The organism is Thioclava kandeliae (genome assembly GCF_040297545.1).
Lineage (GTDB): Bacteria > Pseudomonadota > Alphaproteobacteria > Rhodobacterales > Rhodobacteraceae > Thioclava > Thioclava kandeliae.
Window position 1 is genome coordinate 16,572 of record NZ_JAYWLC010000012.1, and the last position, 13,296, is coordinate 29,867.

At 63.6% G+C, this 13,296-nt stretch carries 12 protein-coding genes; 8 read left to right on the forward strand and 4 right to left on the reverse strand.

The genetic code is table 11. From position 1 onward, the window contains the following. Window positions 1-52: 52 nt before the first annotated feature. Genes minE through minC form a run of 3 tightly spaced genes read right to left on the reverse strand, consistent with a single transcriptional unit; the run spans window position 53 to window position 2,030 of the window. Window positions 53-331 carry a cell division topological specificity factor MinE gene (gene minE / locus VSX56_RS13755; RefSeq protein WP_339115268.1) on the reverse strand — a complete coding sequence of 93 codons (279 nt, stop codon included), beginning with the start codon at window positions 329-331 and terminating at the stop codon, window positions 53-55. Next, window positions 328-1,197: a septum site-determining protein MinD gene (minD, locus tag VSX56_RS13760; RefSeq protein ID WP_339115269.1), complete on the reverse strand. Its 870-nt coding sequence runs from the start codon at window positions 1,195-1,197 to the stop codon at window positions 328-330. Before minD ends, minE begins: the two co-directional genes overlap by 4 nt. Then, a complete protein-coding gene (minC, locus tag VSX56_RS13765; protein WP_350937906.1) occupies window positions 1,194-2,030 on the reverse strand; it encodes a septum site-determining protein MinC in 837 nt (278 codons plus the stop codon). The genes minD and minC overlap by 4 nt, the downstream gene beginning before the upstream one ends. Before the next feature lie 282 nt (window positions 2,031-2,312). On the opposite strand from minC, the gene VSX56_RS13770 reads away from it, so the two are divergent. The 8 genes from VSX56_RS13770 to VSX56_RS13805 all read left to right on the forward strand — a co-directional run bounded on the left by VSX56_RS13770 (window position 2,313) and on the right by VSX56_RS13805 (window position 12,437). After that, a complete protein-coding gene (locus tag VSX56_RS13770) occupies window positions 2,313-3,251 on the forward strand; it encodes an ROK family protein (RefSeq protein WP_339115271.1) in 939 nt (312 codons plus the stop codon). 4 nt (window positions 3,252-3,255) lie between these two features. Then, a complete protein-coding gene (locus tag VSX56_RS13775; protein ID WP_350937908.1) occupies window positions 3,256-4,344 on the forward strand; it encodes an N-acetylglucosamine-6-phosphate deacetylase in 1,089 nt (362 codons plus the stop codon). Window positions 4,345-4,644: 300 nt separating this feature from the next. Continuing rightward, complete coding sequence (locus VSX56_RS13780; RefSeq protein WP_339115273.1) at window positions 4,645-6,090, forward strand: cytochrome ubiquinol oxidase subunit I; 1,446 nt, start codon at window positions 4,645-4,647, stop codon at window positions 6,088-6,090. A 16-nt stretch (window positions 6,091-6,106) separates the two neighbouring features. Continuing rightward, entirely contained in the window at window positions 6,107-7,156 is a 1,050-nt protein-coding gene (locus tag VSX56_RS13785) for a cytochrome d ubiquinol oxidase subunit II (RefSeq protein ID WP_339115274.1), read from the forward strand. Between the two features lie 7 nt (window positions 7,157-7,163). Then, window positions 7,164-8,873 carry a thiol reductant ABC exporter subunit CydD gene (cydD, locus tag VSX56_RS13790; protein ID WP_350937911.1) on the forward strand — a complete coding sequence of 570 codons (1,710 nt, stop codon included), beginning with the start codon at window positions 7,164-7,166 and terminating at the stop codon, window positions 8,871-8,873. Next, entirely contained in the window at window positions 8,866-10,524 is a 1,659-nt protein-coding gene (cydC, locus tag VSX56_RS13795) for a thiol reductant ABC exporter subunit CydC (RefSeq protein WP_350937913.1), read from the forward strand. The genes cydD and cydC overlap by 8 nt, the downstream gene beginning before the upstream one ends. A 45-nt stretch (window positions 10,525-10,569) precedes the next feature. Beyond that, window positions 10,570-11,904 (forward strand): ATP-binding protein, encoded by a 1,335-nt coding sequence (locus tag VSX56_RS13800; RefSeq protein ID WP_339115277.1) that lies wholly within the window; start codon window positions 10,570-10,572, stop codon window positions 11,902-11,904. After that, window positions 11,901-12,437: a response regulator transcription factor gene (locus tag VSX56_RS13805; RefSeq protein WP_339115278.1), complete on the forward strand. Its 537-nt coding sequence runs from the start codon at window positions 11,901-11,903 to the stop codon at window positions 12,435-12,437. The genes VSX56_RS13800 and VSX56_RS13805 overlap by 4 nt, the downstream gene beginning before the upstream one ends. 71 nt (window positions 12,438-12,508) lie before the next feature. On the opposite strand, the gene VSX56_RS13810 is transcribed toward VSX56_RS13805, so the two are convergent. Further along, window positions 12,509-13,285, reverse strand: coding sequence for a MetQ/NlpA family ABC transporter substrate-binding protein (locus VSX56_RS13810; protein ID WP_350937916.1), 777 nt, complete (start codon window positions 13,283-13,285; stop codon window positions 12,509-12,511). Between the last annotated feature and the right edge of the window lie 11 nt (window positions 13,286-13,296).

Consider the following 13,296-nt stretch of genomic DNA (forward strand, 5'->3'; position numbering starts at 1 on the left):
CAGAAACTTGGCGGTCCAAATGGAAACCGGGACCATTGGCCCCGGTCCGGTGTCAGGCTTTTGCCGCTTTGGCAGGTTTCGAGGGCATCTCGATATTGATCTCGAGGCTCTCGATATCGTCACCGCGTTCCATGCGGATATCGACTTCCTCATCGGCCACTTCGACATATTTGCGGATCACCGCAATGATGTCGCGTTGCAGCTGGGGCAGATAATCCCCGCCCGAGGAATTGCTGCCGCGTTCATGCGCCAGCAAGATCTGCAGGCGCTCCTTGGCAGCATTGGCGGTCTGCTTCTTGCGGGGTTTGAGAGAGAATCCGAATAAGCTCATGCCGTCCGTCCGAAGATACGGCCCAACAGACCCGGTTTCTTCTCTCCTTCGATTTTCATTTCGACCTTCTCGCCCAGCAGGCGCGCCACGGCATCCTCATAGGCACGGCCTGCCGAGGACGGATCATCCAGCGTCACCGGCGTGCCCACATTCGAGGCGCGCAGGACGGCAGGGCTTTCGGGCACGATCCCCAGAAGCGGCACGGCCAGGATCTCCAGCACGTCTTCCACGGTCATCATCTCGCCCTTGTCGATCCGGGCCTGATCATGACGGGTCAGCAGCACCTGCGCCTTCACGCCGGTGCCATCTTTCTCGGCCCGCTGGGTCTTCGACGCCAGAAGGCCCAGAACGCGGTCACTATCGCGCACCGAGGACACTTCGGGGTTGGTCACGACCACGGCTTCATCAGCGAAATACATCGCCAGCTGCGCACCGCGCTCGATCCCTGCGGGGCTGTCGCAGACGATATAGTCGAATTCCTGCTTCAGCTCGTTGAGAACCGCCTCGACGCCTTCTTGCGTCAGCGCATCCTTGTCGCGGGTCTGCGAGGTCGGCAGGATCTGCAGCGTCTCGACGCGCTTGTCTTTGATCAGCGCCTGTTTCAGGCGCGCATCGCCCTGAATGACGTTGATGAAATCGAAGACCACACGGCGTTCGCAGCCCATGATCATATCGAGGTTGCGCAGGCCCACATCGAAATCGATGACGACGGTCTTGTGACCGCGCTTGGCAAGCCCTGCCGAAATCGCCGCAGCGGAGGTCGTCTTGCCGACGCCCCCCTTACCGGAGGTGATGACGATCACCCGACCGAGCGGCGGCTTTTCCTTCAGCTCTTCCTTGGCCTTATCTGTGGTTTGGGTGCTCATGCAAAGCTCTCCATGCAAAGTCTGTCATCTTCGAGCCATGCCTGCACAGCACGATGGCGCAGGTCGTCTCCGATGGTTTCACTGGTACGGTATAGGCCCGCCACGGCCAGAAGTTCGGCATCCAGATCGCGGCAGAAGATCCGGCAGCTCTCGTCGCCGAACACCCCTGCCATCGCACGTCCGCGCAGCGCGCCATAGACGTGGATATTGCCCGCCGCCACCAGCTCGGCGCCCGAGGCGACCGATCCCAGCACGATCAGGTCGCCATGTTCGGCCACGATCTGCTGGCCCGAACGGACGGGATTGCGGATGGTCATGGTCTGCGCGCCACTGCTGCGCTGTTCGGCCTCGGCCTCCGCCTGTTGCTCGGCAGGCTCCTCGGCGGTGGCATTCCTGCCCAGCTGGTGGGCGCCGTTGCGACCCTTGGGGTTGAGCGGCTTGCGCGGCTCGTGCACGGGGCCGTCGCGCCCCGAGATCACGGGAATCAGGCCAAGCTGGTCTGCGGTGTCGAGCTGCACCTTGCTGGCATTCTGCACCCCGAAGACCGACAGGTTGCGCGCCCGCATGTGGCGCACGAGGTCTTGAATATCGGTGGGGTTGGCAAAGCCCGGTACATCGGCGAAATCGATCACCATGGGCGAGCCGACCAGAAGCTGCGGCGTTTTCTCGAGCTGCTGGTCAAGGGCGGCATAAAAAGCCTCGTCCGGCGTATCGGATTCCATACGCAGCGCAATCGCGGTCAGGAACCTGCCGCGGAAATGGAAGGGCCGTGCCTGCGCTACGGCCTGTGCTGCGGACCCCTCGGCCCGGCTACGGATATCGTCTTTCGCCACGACGAAACTGCTCCTCATTTATCAGGGCGTGATTTTAGAGCTTCGACTCGGATATCGCCCATATTGATGTTTGTCCCCCTCATGACACTATGGACAGGGGTCTGTGAAGCTTGACGCTACGGATTGCGCGGGTTCCTGCCACCCTTTGGCCGGATTATCCGATGAAGACCTGCTGATGCAGGCGCGTATAACGCATGCCCTTGCGGAATGTGAAGTAAATTCCGGCACTGGCGATCAAATGCCGTTACAGCTATTCTGCAAGTGCAAACACGGAGGAGCCCTATGACCGATCTTGCGGCAATTTCAGGCGGAATCGATCTGGGCGGCACCAAGATCGAGGCCCGTCTCTTCGGTCCGGGCTACCAGAGCATCGACAGTCTGCGCATCCCGACCCCGCGCGGCAGTTTCGACAGCTTTCTGCGCGCGCTCGCCAAGCAGATCCACTGGCTCGAGGCGCAATCGGGGCGCGGGGGCAAGCTGCCCATCGGCATCGGCCTCCCGGGCATCATCAATGGCGAGACGGGCGAGGCGATGGCCGCCAATATCCCGATCACCGGTGTGGACCTGCCTGCCGCGCTCACACGGACCTTCGGGCGCGCGCTACCGCTGATCAATGACGGGCAGGCTTTCGCCCTGTCCGAGGCGCATGGCGGCGCGGGTCTCGGGGCGCAATCGGTTCTGGGGCTCATCATGGGCACGGGGATTGGCGCGGGCCATGTGCTCGGCGGCGCGCCCCCCTACCGGCGCAACATCGCGGGGATCGAAGCGGGGCATCTCGGGATCCCGGCCCATCTGCTGGCGCGGGTCGATCTGCCCCTGCGCTCCTGCGGCTGCGGCAAGAAAGGCTGTTTCGAGACCTATCTCTCCGGCCCCGGCCTCAGCGAGATCTGCCGGCTCAAACTCGGCCACCCGATCACGCCGAAGGATCTCGGGCAGGCGGCGGAGGCGGGCGATCCGGCCGCGCAGAGCGTGCTCCAGATCTGGGCCGAGCTGATGGCAGAGCTGCTCCTGACCCTGCAAATCACCCTTGATCCCGATTGCATCATCCTTGGCGGCGGACTGTCGCAGCTGCCCGATGTCACCCGCCATCTGACGCGCGCCTTTGCCACGCGCAGACTGGGCCCGATGGCCCTGCCCGTCTTGCGGCTGGCCGCCCATGGGGATAGTTCGGGCGCACGCGGCGCCGCCATTCTGGCCGTGCAGCAAGCGGCAAGAGGATAGCGTCATGATCATCATCGCCAAGCGTGGCTGGGTTGCGGGACAGTTCTGCGGGCCGCTACGGCTGGAGGTGGAAAACGGGCGGCTCCTCGGCTGGCGCACGGCCGCGGGCGCGCGCGGCGATCTGGAGGTTGCCTTTGCCGGCCCTGCCCTGACCGATCTGCAGGTCAATGGCGCGGGCGGAGTGATGTTGAACTCGCAACCCGATGCCTCGGGGATCGCGACCATCATCGACACGCTGCGCGCCCGTGGCACCGGCTGGGCCATGCCTACACTCATCACCTGCGAACCCGAGCGCCTGACCCGCGCCACCGATGCCGCGATCGAAGCCTTCGGGATGGACGGGTTTATCGGGCTCCATATCGAGGGCCCGCATATCAACCCCGCCAAGCGCGGCACCCATCAGGCAGGGTTCATCCGACCCTTCGACGAGCGGACAATGACGGATCTGCGGCGCCTGCGCGCAAAAGGCATTCCGGTGATGCTGACGCTTGCCCCCGAATGCGTGGATCTGTCGGTGATTGCGGAACTGGCCGAGATGGGCGTAGTGGTGTCAGGCGGGCATACGATGGCCGATGCGGCACGGACGCAGGCTGTCCTCGCGGCGGGTCTGCGCTGCTTTACCCATCTTTACAACGCCATGCCCGCCATGGGCTCGCGTAGCCCGAACCTCTTGGGCGCAGCGATCGCCTCGGACGCCTATGCGGGCATCATCCTCGACGGGCATCATGTCGATTACACCATGGCCGCGATCGCCTGCCGTGCGCGGCCCGAAACGGGGCGGATGTTCATGATCTCCGATGCAATGGCGACCATCGGCGGGCCGGAGCATTTTGAGCTCTACGGCCAGACGATCCATCTGGAAAACGGCGCGCTGGTCAATGCCGAAGGGGCGCTTGCAGGCGCGCATACCGATCTGGCGCATTGCCTTTACAATGCCGTGCACCATATGGGCCTCTCTCCCGAGACCGCCTATGAGATGGCAGCCCTCGTGCCGCGCGATGCCATGCGCCTGCCCCGCCCCGATCTTGCAGCGGGCATGGCGATGGCGGAAGTGATCCTCCTTGATGACGCCTGTTGCCGCGTGGTCCCCTGACCCGCGGCACCCCGCAGGAGAATCGGCGCGGCCGCTGCACATCCCCGTCCACCGGCGTGACCCCCCGTGATCTCTACTCGCCACGCATCATATCCCATAAATAATTGTAATATATATTATATTTTTTTAAAACTCCTCCCGTGGAAAGATGTATCCGGGTTGGACAATTTGTCCAATGCCGGAATGTCAGATGTAGGTTTACACCCCACCGCGTCAGCAAATGCAGCGCTGTTCCAGACACCCGTCCTCCCCTCGGATCTTCCGGACCATCTATGCGCTGCCTCAGCAAAAGGCATTGCGATGCAACCAGATCCACTTAGCATCCTGATCTCGCGGATTGATTTCGGCCTGATCTCCTCGGTGCACATCCTCTTCCCCCCGCTCACAATCGGCCTTGCGATCATCCTGTTCGGTTTCGAACTCGCGTGGTTCCGCACCAATGATGAACGCTGGTACCGTCTGTGCCGGTTCTTCGAAAAACTTTTTATCGTGAATTTCGGTGCGGGCGTGGCCACCGGCGTAACCATGGAAATGGCCTTCGGCATTCTCTACGGGCCGTTCAGCCAAGCCGCTGGCCCGTTCTTCGGGCAGGTGCTGGGCTACGAGACCATCACCGCCTTCATGTATGAGGCGGGCTTCATCGGCCTGATGATCTTCGGCTGGGGCAAGATCAGCCGCAAGATGCACCTCTTTGCCACTTTCAACGTGGCACTGTCCTCGACCCTTTCCGCGATGTGGATCCTTGTGGCCAATAGCTGGATGCAGACACCCAGTGGTGTCGAGTTCAAGAACGGCATGTTCCAGGTCACCAACTGGCTGCAGGCACTGTTGAATCCCAATGTCTTCGCCGCCTTCCCGCATATGCTGCTGGCAGCGGTCGAGCTGTCGCTATGCTTCGTGGTAGCGGTCTGTGCATGGTTCGTATTCAAACGCCGCGAGGTGCAACTGTTCGCGCGCCCGCTGCGCTATACGTTGGTGGCTCTGGCCGCTGTGGCCGCCGTGCAGATCTATATGGGCGATGTGCTGGGCGAGAACGTGCTCGAGCACAAACCAGCCGCCTTGGCCGCGATGGAAGGCCAATACGACACCTATGACGAAAACGGCAACGTCAATAACGCATGGAATGTCATCGGCTGGCCCAATAAGGACAACACCGGCCTTGCGTGGTCGATCAAGATCCCGCATGCGCTTTCACTCATTGAAACCAAAACCTGGAACGGCGCGGTCGAGGGTCTGAACTCCTTCCCCGAAGACGAACGCCCGCCCGTCATCCTGCCCTTCTACACCTTCCGCGCCATGGCCGCGATTGGTGGGGCGATCCTTCTGGTGGCGCTCTGGGGATGCTGGCTCAGCTGGCGTGGCCGCATGACCGAAGGTCTGGCCTCGGCTAACCGCCTGTTCCTGATGGCCTGCACCGGGATGGTCGTGCTGCCCTATATCGCCGTGATCGCCGGTTGGTGGACGCGCGAGATCGGCCGTCAGCCGTGGATCGTCTATGGCATGATGCGCGTCGAGGACGGCATGTCGAAACTCTCGGTCGGTCTGGCGACCTTCTGGCTGATCGGGTTCGCGATCTTCGAAACCGCCGTCGTTCTCGGCACGATCTACTTCCTTCTGAAGGTCTGCCGCAACGGGCCCGATCTCACGAGCCCCGTCGCGGGCGATGGTGACGAGCATCTGGGCGAGCTGGATCTGCCCTCCTCGGCAGGCCATGCCGATCACCCCGAATATATCCGTCCGGTCTGAGCCATAGGAAAATCAGATGACACAACTTGATGACATGCAATATTTCCTGGCCAATGCCTGGTGGCTTGGTCTGGGCGTGGCGATGCTCCTCTATATCATCCTCGATGGGGCGGATCTGGGCGCGGGTATCTTCGGGCTTGTCGTGGGCGACCATGACGAACGCGGCGCGATCATGGCGGCGATGGCCGGCACCTGGGATGCCAACGAGACCTGGCTCATCGTGGCGGGGGGCATTCTCTTCGGAACCTTCCCCTTCGTCTATGGCTCGGCCTTCCATTATCTGATGGTGCCAATGGCCTTCGTGCTCTGGGGCGTGATGTCGCGCGCCGTGGCGATCGAATTCCGCCATCTGGCATCGGAAAAATGGCAGCGCTTCACCGATTGGGTGTTTGGCCTCTCCTCGCTGACCGTCACCTTCTTCGGCGGCATGAGCGTGGGTGCGCTGCTGCAGGGCTTCCCGCTGGTGCATGAGGAGGGCAAGCTGCCCTACTACGCAGGTGGCGCGTTCGACTTCGTGTCGGCCTTCTCGATCTGGACCGGCATCGCGGCCTGTGTGGCGGTGACGCTGTCGGGGGTGCTTTTCGTACGCGCCCGCTTCGAGAAAACCGAGCGCATCCGTCAGGACGCGGCCCGCTGGACGGCAACGATCTTCTGGCTGGCGATTGGCTCCGTGCTGATTACACTGGTCTGGAGTGCGGCGATCTTCGACTGGGCGCGTTCGACGTGGTTCGGCCCGCATTTCTGGCTCTGGGGTATCTTCGGCCTTGTGGCACTGTGGTGCATCGAACAGGTCCGTCGCGACACGCTCAAGGACCGCGACCTTGCCGCGATCCTGTGGTATAACGGCGCTGTGCTGATCTTGGGTCTGGGCATGCTGATCACGCTGCATCCATGGCTTGTTCCGGGCACCTGGACCATCCGCGAGGGCGCCAGCCCGCAGGTCTCGCTGATCACCTTCACCATGACCATGGGTGGCTTCCTTCCGGTGATGGTCATGTATAACTGGTACCAGATCTGGGTGTTCCGTGCGCGGATCTCCAAACTGGTCGCCTATGAACATCACTGAGTAACGCATGTCCCAATCCTCCCGCCCCCTCACACCGCGCCCCGTCCATGGCGAAGCCGCAAAGCGCATCGAGCGTTGGCTGAAAAGCTTCGGACTGGCAGGCAAACGGGCTGCCGCTCTGGCGATTGCCGCGGCTCTGGGGTCGGGAGCGATGGTCATCGTGCAGGCCTATGCGGTCGCTGCGATGATCGCGGGCGTCACAGTCGATAAAACCGGTCTGGGCGGAATGCACGCCCAGATCATCCTGTTCGTGCTGGCCATGATCCTGCGCGCCGCCTTCGACACGCTGCGGCAGGGGCTGGCCTTCGAGGCAGGCGCCGCGATCCGTGCCCGTCTGCGCGAGGTGATCCTTGGGCGTGTCGGCGCGGCCCGCATCCACGACCTCCCCCCTTCGGGCGAAGTTGCTGGGCTCGTCTCCGACGGTGTCGAAGCCGTTCAGGAATATTTCGCAGCCTTCCTTCCCCAACGCATGATCGCAGCACTCATCCCCGCGCTGGTGCTCGTCTGTGTCATTCCGTTTGATTGGGTCACGGCCCTCATTCTCGCCATCACCGCGCCGATTATTCCGGTCTTCATGGTGGTTGTGGGCAAGGGCGCCGAGGCGCTCAACCGCCGCCAATGGCAGCGCCTGATGGTGATGGGCGCGCATCTGTTCGACCGGATCGCGGGTCTGGTGACCCTGCGCCAGCTGGGGGCCGCCCAACGTGAGGCGGCCTTGGTTGCCGCCATGTCCGAAGGCTATCGCAGCGCCACTATGAAGGTGCTGCGCCTTGCCTTCCTGTCCTCGCTGGTGCTGGAGTTCTTCTCGACCATCGCCGTGGCCATGGTGGCCGTCTATGTGGGCTTCCGGCTCTATTATGGCGATATCACCTTCCTTCCGGGGCTTTTTGCCCTGCTGATCGCGCCCGAATTCTTCCGCCCGCTGCGCGAGATGGGCCAGCATTACCACGCCCGCATGGCCGCCATCGGCGCCGCCGAGGCGATGATCGGGCTGATCGGCCCCGATGCGCCCGCCCCCGAAACACCGGATCCCGCAGGCAACTGGCGGATACTCTCGGTCGAGGGGCTCGCCTTTACCCATGAAGGGGGTGACAGTATCGAGCCCCTCTCCTTCACCCTCAAACGCGGGCGCACGCTGGCGATCATGGGCCCTTCGGGCGCGGGCAAGACGACGCTGGCACGGCTGATCCTTGGCCAGCTACCGCCGCAATCGGGGCACATCCTGCTAGATGGTCACGAGACCGACCCGAAGACGCTGCAGGAAGGCACCGGCTGGCTGCCGCAGACACCGCGTCTCTTTGCCGGCACCATCGCCGAGAATATCGCACTCGGCCAACCGACAGCCAGTATGGCGAAAATCGAAGCCTGCGCCCGCATCGCGCAAGCGCATGACTTCATTACGGCCAGCACTTCGGGATATAAAACCGTATTGGGCGAAGGCGGGGCGGGGCTTTCGGGCGGGCAGATCCGCCGTGTGGCCATGGCGCGGGCGCTTCTGTCCGAGCCCGATCTCCTGATCCTCGACGAGCCCACCGCCGCCCTTGATGCTGCGGGCGCGCAGACACTGATGGAGGCCGTATTGGCAGCCACGCCCGATGCGGCGCGGCTCATCATCACCCATGACCCCACCTGTGCAGCACTTGCCGATCGGGTGATCATGCTGGAGGCGGGCCGCGTCACCTATCATGGCTCCACCAAGGAGATGCCCCATGCGTGAGTTCCTGCGTCTTCTCAAACTGTGCCGGCCTTTTGGCTGGCGGATCGCGCTTGGCGTGGTGCTCTCTGTCACGGTCATGCTGTCGAATGTGGCGCTGATGGCGGTGTCGGGATGGTTCATTACCGCGATGGCGCTGGCGGGTTTGGGGCAGCTGATGCTCGAATTCTTCACGCCTGCCGCAGCCATCCGCGGGCTGGCGCTGTTGCGGGCGGGGGCGCGCTATCTGGAGCGGCTGGTGACCCATGAGGCCACGCTTTCCTTTATCGCCCGCCTACGGCCATGGCTTTACGCGCGATTGGTGCCGCTGGCGCCTGCAGGCCTGCGCGGGCTGCGCCATGGTGATCTTCTGGCGCGGATACGCAGCGATGTGGATGCGCTCGAGAACTTCCATCTGCGGATTCTGGGGCCGGTGATCTCGGCGGCGGTGGCCTCGGTGCTGATCGTGCTCTGGCTGGGGCTCAATTCGGCCTCGCTGGCGCTGCTGGTGGCGATCGGGCTGGCGCTCGCGGGAATGATCCTGCCGCTGATCCAGCGGGCCTTGGTGCGCAAAACCGGAGGCCAGATCACACAGGCCCGCGCGGCCCTGCAAAGCGAGAGCACCGATCTGACGCGGGGATTGGCCGAGCTTCAGGTCTTTGGTGCGGTCGCCCGTCAGGCCGCCCGCGTGACCCGCGCAAGCGCGCGTATGGTCGCGGCGCAGCGCCGTCAGGCATGGATCGCGGCGCTTTTCATGGCGCTCGGCACACTGACAGGGCAGATCATGGTGCTGGGCGCGCTGCTGCTGCTGATCCCGCAGGTCGAGGGTCAGAGCCTTTCGGCGCCCGATATGGCAATGCTGGTTCTGGCGGTGATGGCCGCGATGGAAACCGTGGCAGGCCTGCCCGCCGCCGTGTCCAACTGGGATAGCACGATGGCCTCGGCACGGCGTATTTTCGAGCTGGCAGACCGTGCACCGCAAGTGGCCCCGAGCCCTGCCCCCAAAGCCCCGCAAACGCCCGGTCTGGCGCTTGACCGCGTCAGTTTCGGCTATGGCGACGGGCCCGATATTCTCACCGATCTCAACCTGTCGCTGCACTTGGGCGAAAGTCTTGCGCTGACCGGCCCGAGCGGCGCGGGCAAGACCACCATCCTCAATCTGGTTCAGCGGTTCTGGGACCCGCGCGCTGGCCGGATCACCCTTGCGGGCGTCGATCTGCGGGATCTGTCGGACCGTGATCTGCGGGCGCAGATCGCCGTGGTCGACCAGACTGTCCATCTGTTCAATGGCACCATTGCCGAGAACCTACGCCTTGCCGCCCCCGGGGCCGATGACGCCGCTCTGTGGCAGGCGCTGGATCTGGCCGCGCTGCGGGCGGAGGTCGAGGCGATGCCCGAGGGGCTCGAGACCCGTTTGGGCGAACTCGGAGCGCGGCTTTCGGGCGGACAGGCGCGCAGACTGTCGGTGGCGCGGGCCGCGCTGCAGGATGCGCCGCTTCTGCTCCTGGACGAGCCGACCGAGGGGCTCGACCGCGCGACCCAGGCGCAGGTCATGCGCGGACTGGCGCAGCTGGCCGAAGGCCGGATGATGCTGATCGTGACCCACCACGCGCAAGTGCTCGCCCTTGCACAGAAAGTCATTATGCTGGACGAGAGCACCCCACGTTCCGAATAGGCGCCTTGCGAGAGATCGCACGCCCCTGCATGCTGGATACCCAAGATGAAACTGCCTCTTCCTTCGTCCCAGAACGCCGATCCTAGCGATGCGATCCGCGCGCTCTCCGAGGATACGGGGCGGCGCAATCTGGCGCTCCTGATCCGGCTCCGCTGGATCGCTCTGGCAGGCCAGGCTTTGGCCATCGCCATCACGGTGCTCTATCTCGGCGCGGATCTGCCGGTCTTCAACATGATCGCGGTGATCGGCCTCCTCGTGGCGCTCAATCTCTTCGCGCTCTGGCGCTGTCGCAAGGGCTGGGGCGTCCCCGACTGGGTGATCACGGTCGAGCTGCTGATCGATATCGCGGCGCTCACGCTGCTGCTCTACTATAGTGGCGGCGCAACCAACCCCTTTGTCACGCTGTTTATCCTGCAGGTGATGCTGGGACTGTTGCTGGCGCCCATGCCACAGGTGATCTTTATCCTGACGGCGGCGGCGGCGGCGCATTTCTGGCTGATCGACCATGGCCGCCCGTTGGGCCTGCCGATGATGCGGGACGGCATGGTGGGCTCGCTGACGGGGGGCGGTTTCTTCAGCCTGCATCTGTTGGGGATGTTTCTGAGCTTCGTGCTGGCCGCGGGGCTGATGACATGGTTCGTCTCGGGGCTCAGGCGCAACCTGATGGCGCGCGATGCCCAGATCATGGCGCTGCGCCAGAAGGTGGTCGAGGACGAGCATTTCGTCCGCTTGGGCGTCATGGCCTCCAGCACGGCGCATGATCTGGGCACACCGCTGACCACCATCGCCGTGACGCTCGATGAATGGCACGAGAGCGGCATCCCCGACAGCCCGCGCCGCGAGACGGTGCTGACCCGTATGCAGGGCGAACTGGCGCGCTGCCGCAGGATTGTCAGTGGAATGCTCTTTGCCGCGGGGCTCGACCGGCTGGACGTGGCCGAGGCGCTGCCGGTGGGCGAGTTCCTCGAGGAGGTCATCGCCGATTGGCGCGAGGATGGCGGCGAAATGGAGGTGGTCCTGCCCAAGGCTGCGATCCTCGGGGCGCAGATCATCGCGGATTCGATGCTGGAACAGGCGTTCCGAAATATCCTGACCAACGCCCAGCAGGCCGGTGCCCATCGCACATCGATCACCGTCGAGGCCGGAACCGCCTCCCTGACCCTCGTGTTTACCGATGACGGGCCGGGCTTCCCGCAGACGGTGCTGGACAACCCCGTGCGGCCGATGGCGGCGGGCAAAGGGGATCCGGGGCGGGGCTTCGGGCTCTATCTGGTCTCGAATGCCGTGCGCCGTCTGGGGGGGGACTGGTCGGTGGCAAATGCCGCGACAGGTGGGGCCGTGGTCCGCGTGCACCTGCCGTTGAAGGAGGAGACCGCATGAAGGATAGGGGGCATAAATTGCTGATCGTCGAGGATGACACCGCCTTAGGAGAGACCCTGAGCGAGGCGATGACGCGGCGCGGATTTGCCGTGCGCCATGCCGGATCCGCCGAGGAGGCGAGCGAGATGGTGGCGCAAGAGGTGCCCGATCTCGCGCTGGTCGATCTGAAACTTCCGGGCCGGAACGGGCTGGAATGCGTGCGCGAACTGGCCGCGCTAGATCCGCCGCCACGGATCGTGGTGCTGACGGGCTTTGCCTCGATTGCCACCGCCGTCGAGGCGATCAAGCTCGGCGCGGGCCATTATCTGGCCAAGCCCGCAACCGCCGCCGAGATCGAGGCTGCCTTCGAGCGCGGCGAGGGCGAGACGGATCTGGCGCTGGGGCAAGCCTCGGGCGGGATGCGCGTCAATGAATGGGAACGCATTCAGGAGGTCTTGCGCGCCACCGATTTCAACATCTCGGAGGCCGCACGCCAGCTCGGGATGCACCGCCGCACATTGGCCCGCAAGCTGGCAAAACGGCAACTGCGCTAGAGCGCGCGCAGGCAAAGGAAAACCCTGCCGCCCCGGGAAGGGCGACAGGGTCCAGACCTTGTCTTACGCGCTTACCAGGAGGTCAGCACCGTGCCGTGATAGCTGTCCTCGATGAACTTCTTCACGTCATCCGAGTGATAGGCCTCCACGAGGGTCTTGACCCACGGCTTGTCCTCATCGCCCTTCTTGACCACGATGATGTTCACATAGGGGCTGTCGGCCTTTTCCATCGCGATGGAATCGGTCTTGGGGTTCAGCCCCGAGGCGATGGCATAGTTGGTGTTGATGATCGCGATATCGGTATCGGCCAGCGAGCGCGGCAACTGGGCGGCATCCAGCTCGAGGAAGGAGAGATCCTTGGGGTTCTCGACCACATCCAGAGTGGACGGCACAAGACCCGTGCCATCGGCCAGTTTGATCAGGCCCAGATCCTGAAGGAGCAGGAGGGCGCGACCACCATTGGTCGGATCGTTCGGAATGGCGACCTTGGAGCCTTCGGCCAGATCTTTCATATCCTTGATCTTGTCGGAATAGATACCCATCGGCGTGGTGATCGTATCGGCCACCGGCACAAGATCGAAGCCGCGATCCTTGATCTGGTTGTCCAGATAGGGCTTGTGCTGGAAGGAGTTGGCCTGAATATCGCCATCGGCCAGCGCCTGGTTCGGCACGACATAGTCGGAGAACTCGACGATATCGATATCGAGACCCATCGGCTCGGCGACCTTTTTGACCTCTTCCATGATCTCGGCATGTTCGCCAGGCGAGACACCGACCTTGATCTCTTCGGCCATGGCTGCCGCTGCCGAGAGGGCAATCGCGGAGGTGAGGGTAAGAATGCGCAGCATGATGATGCTCC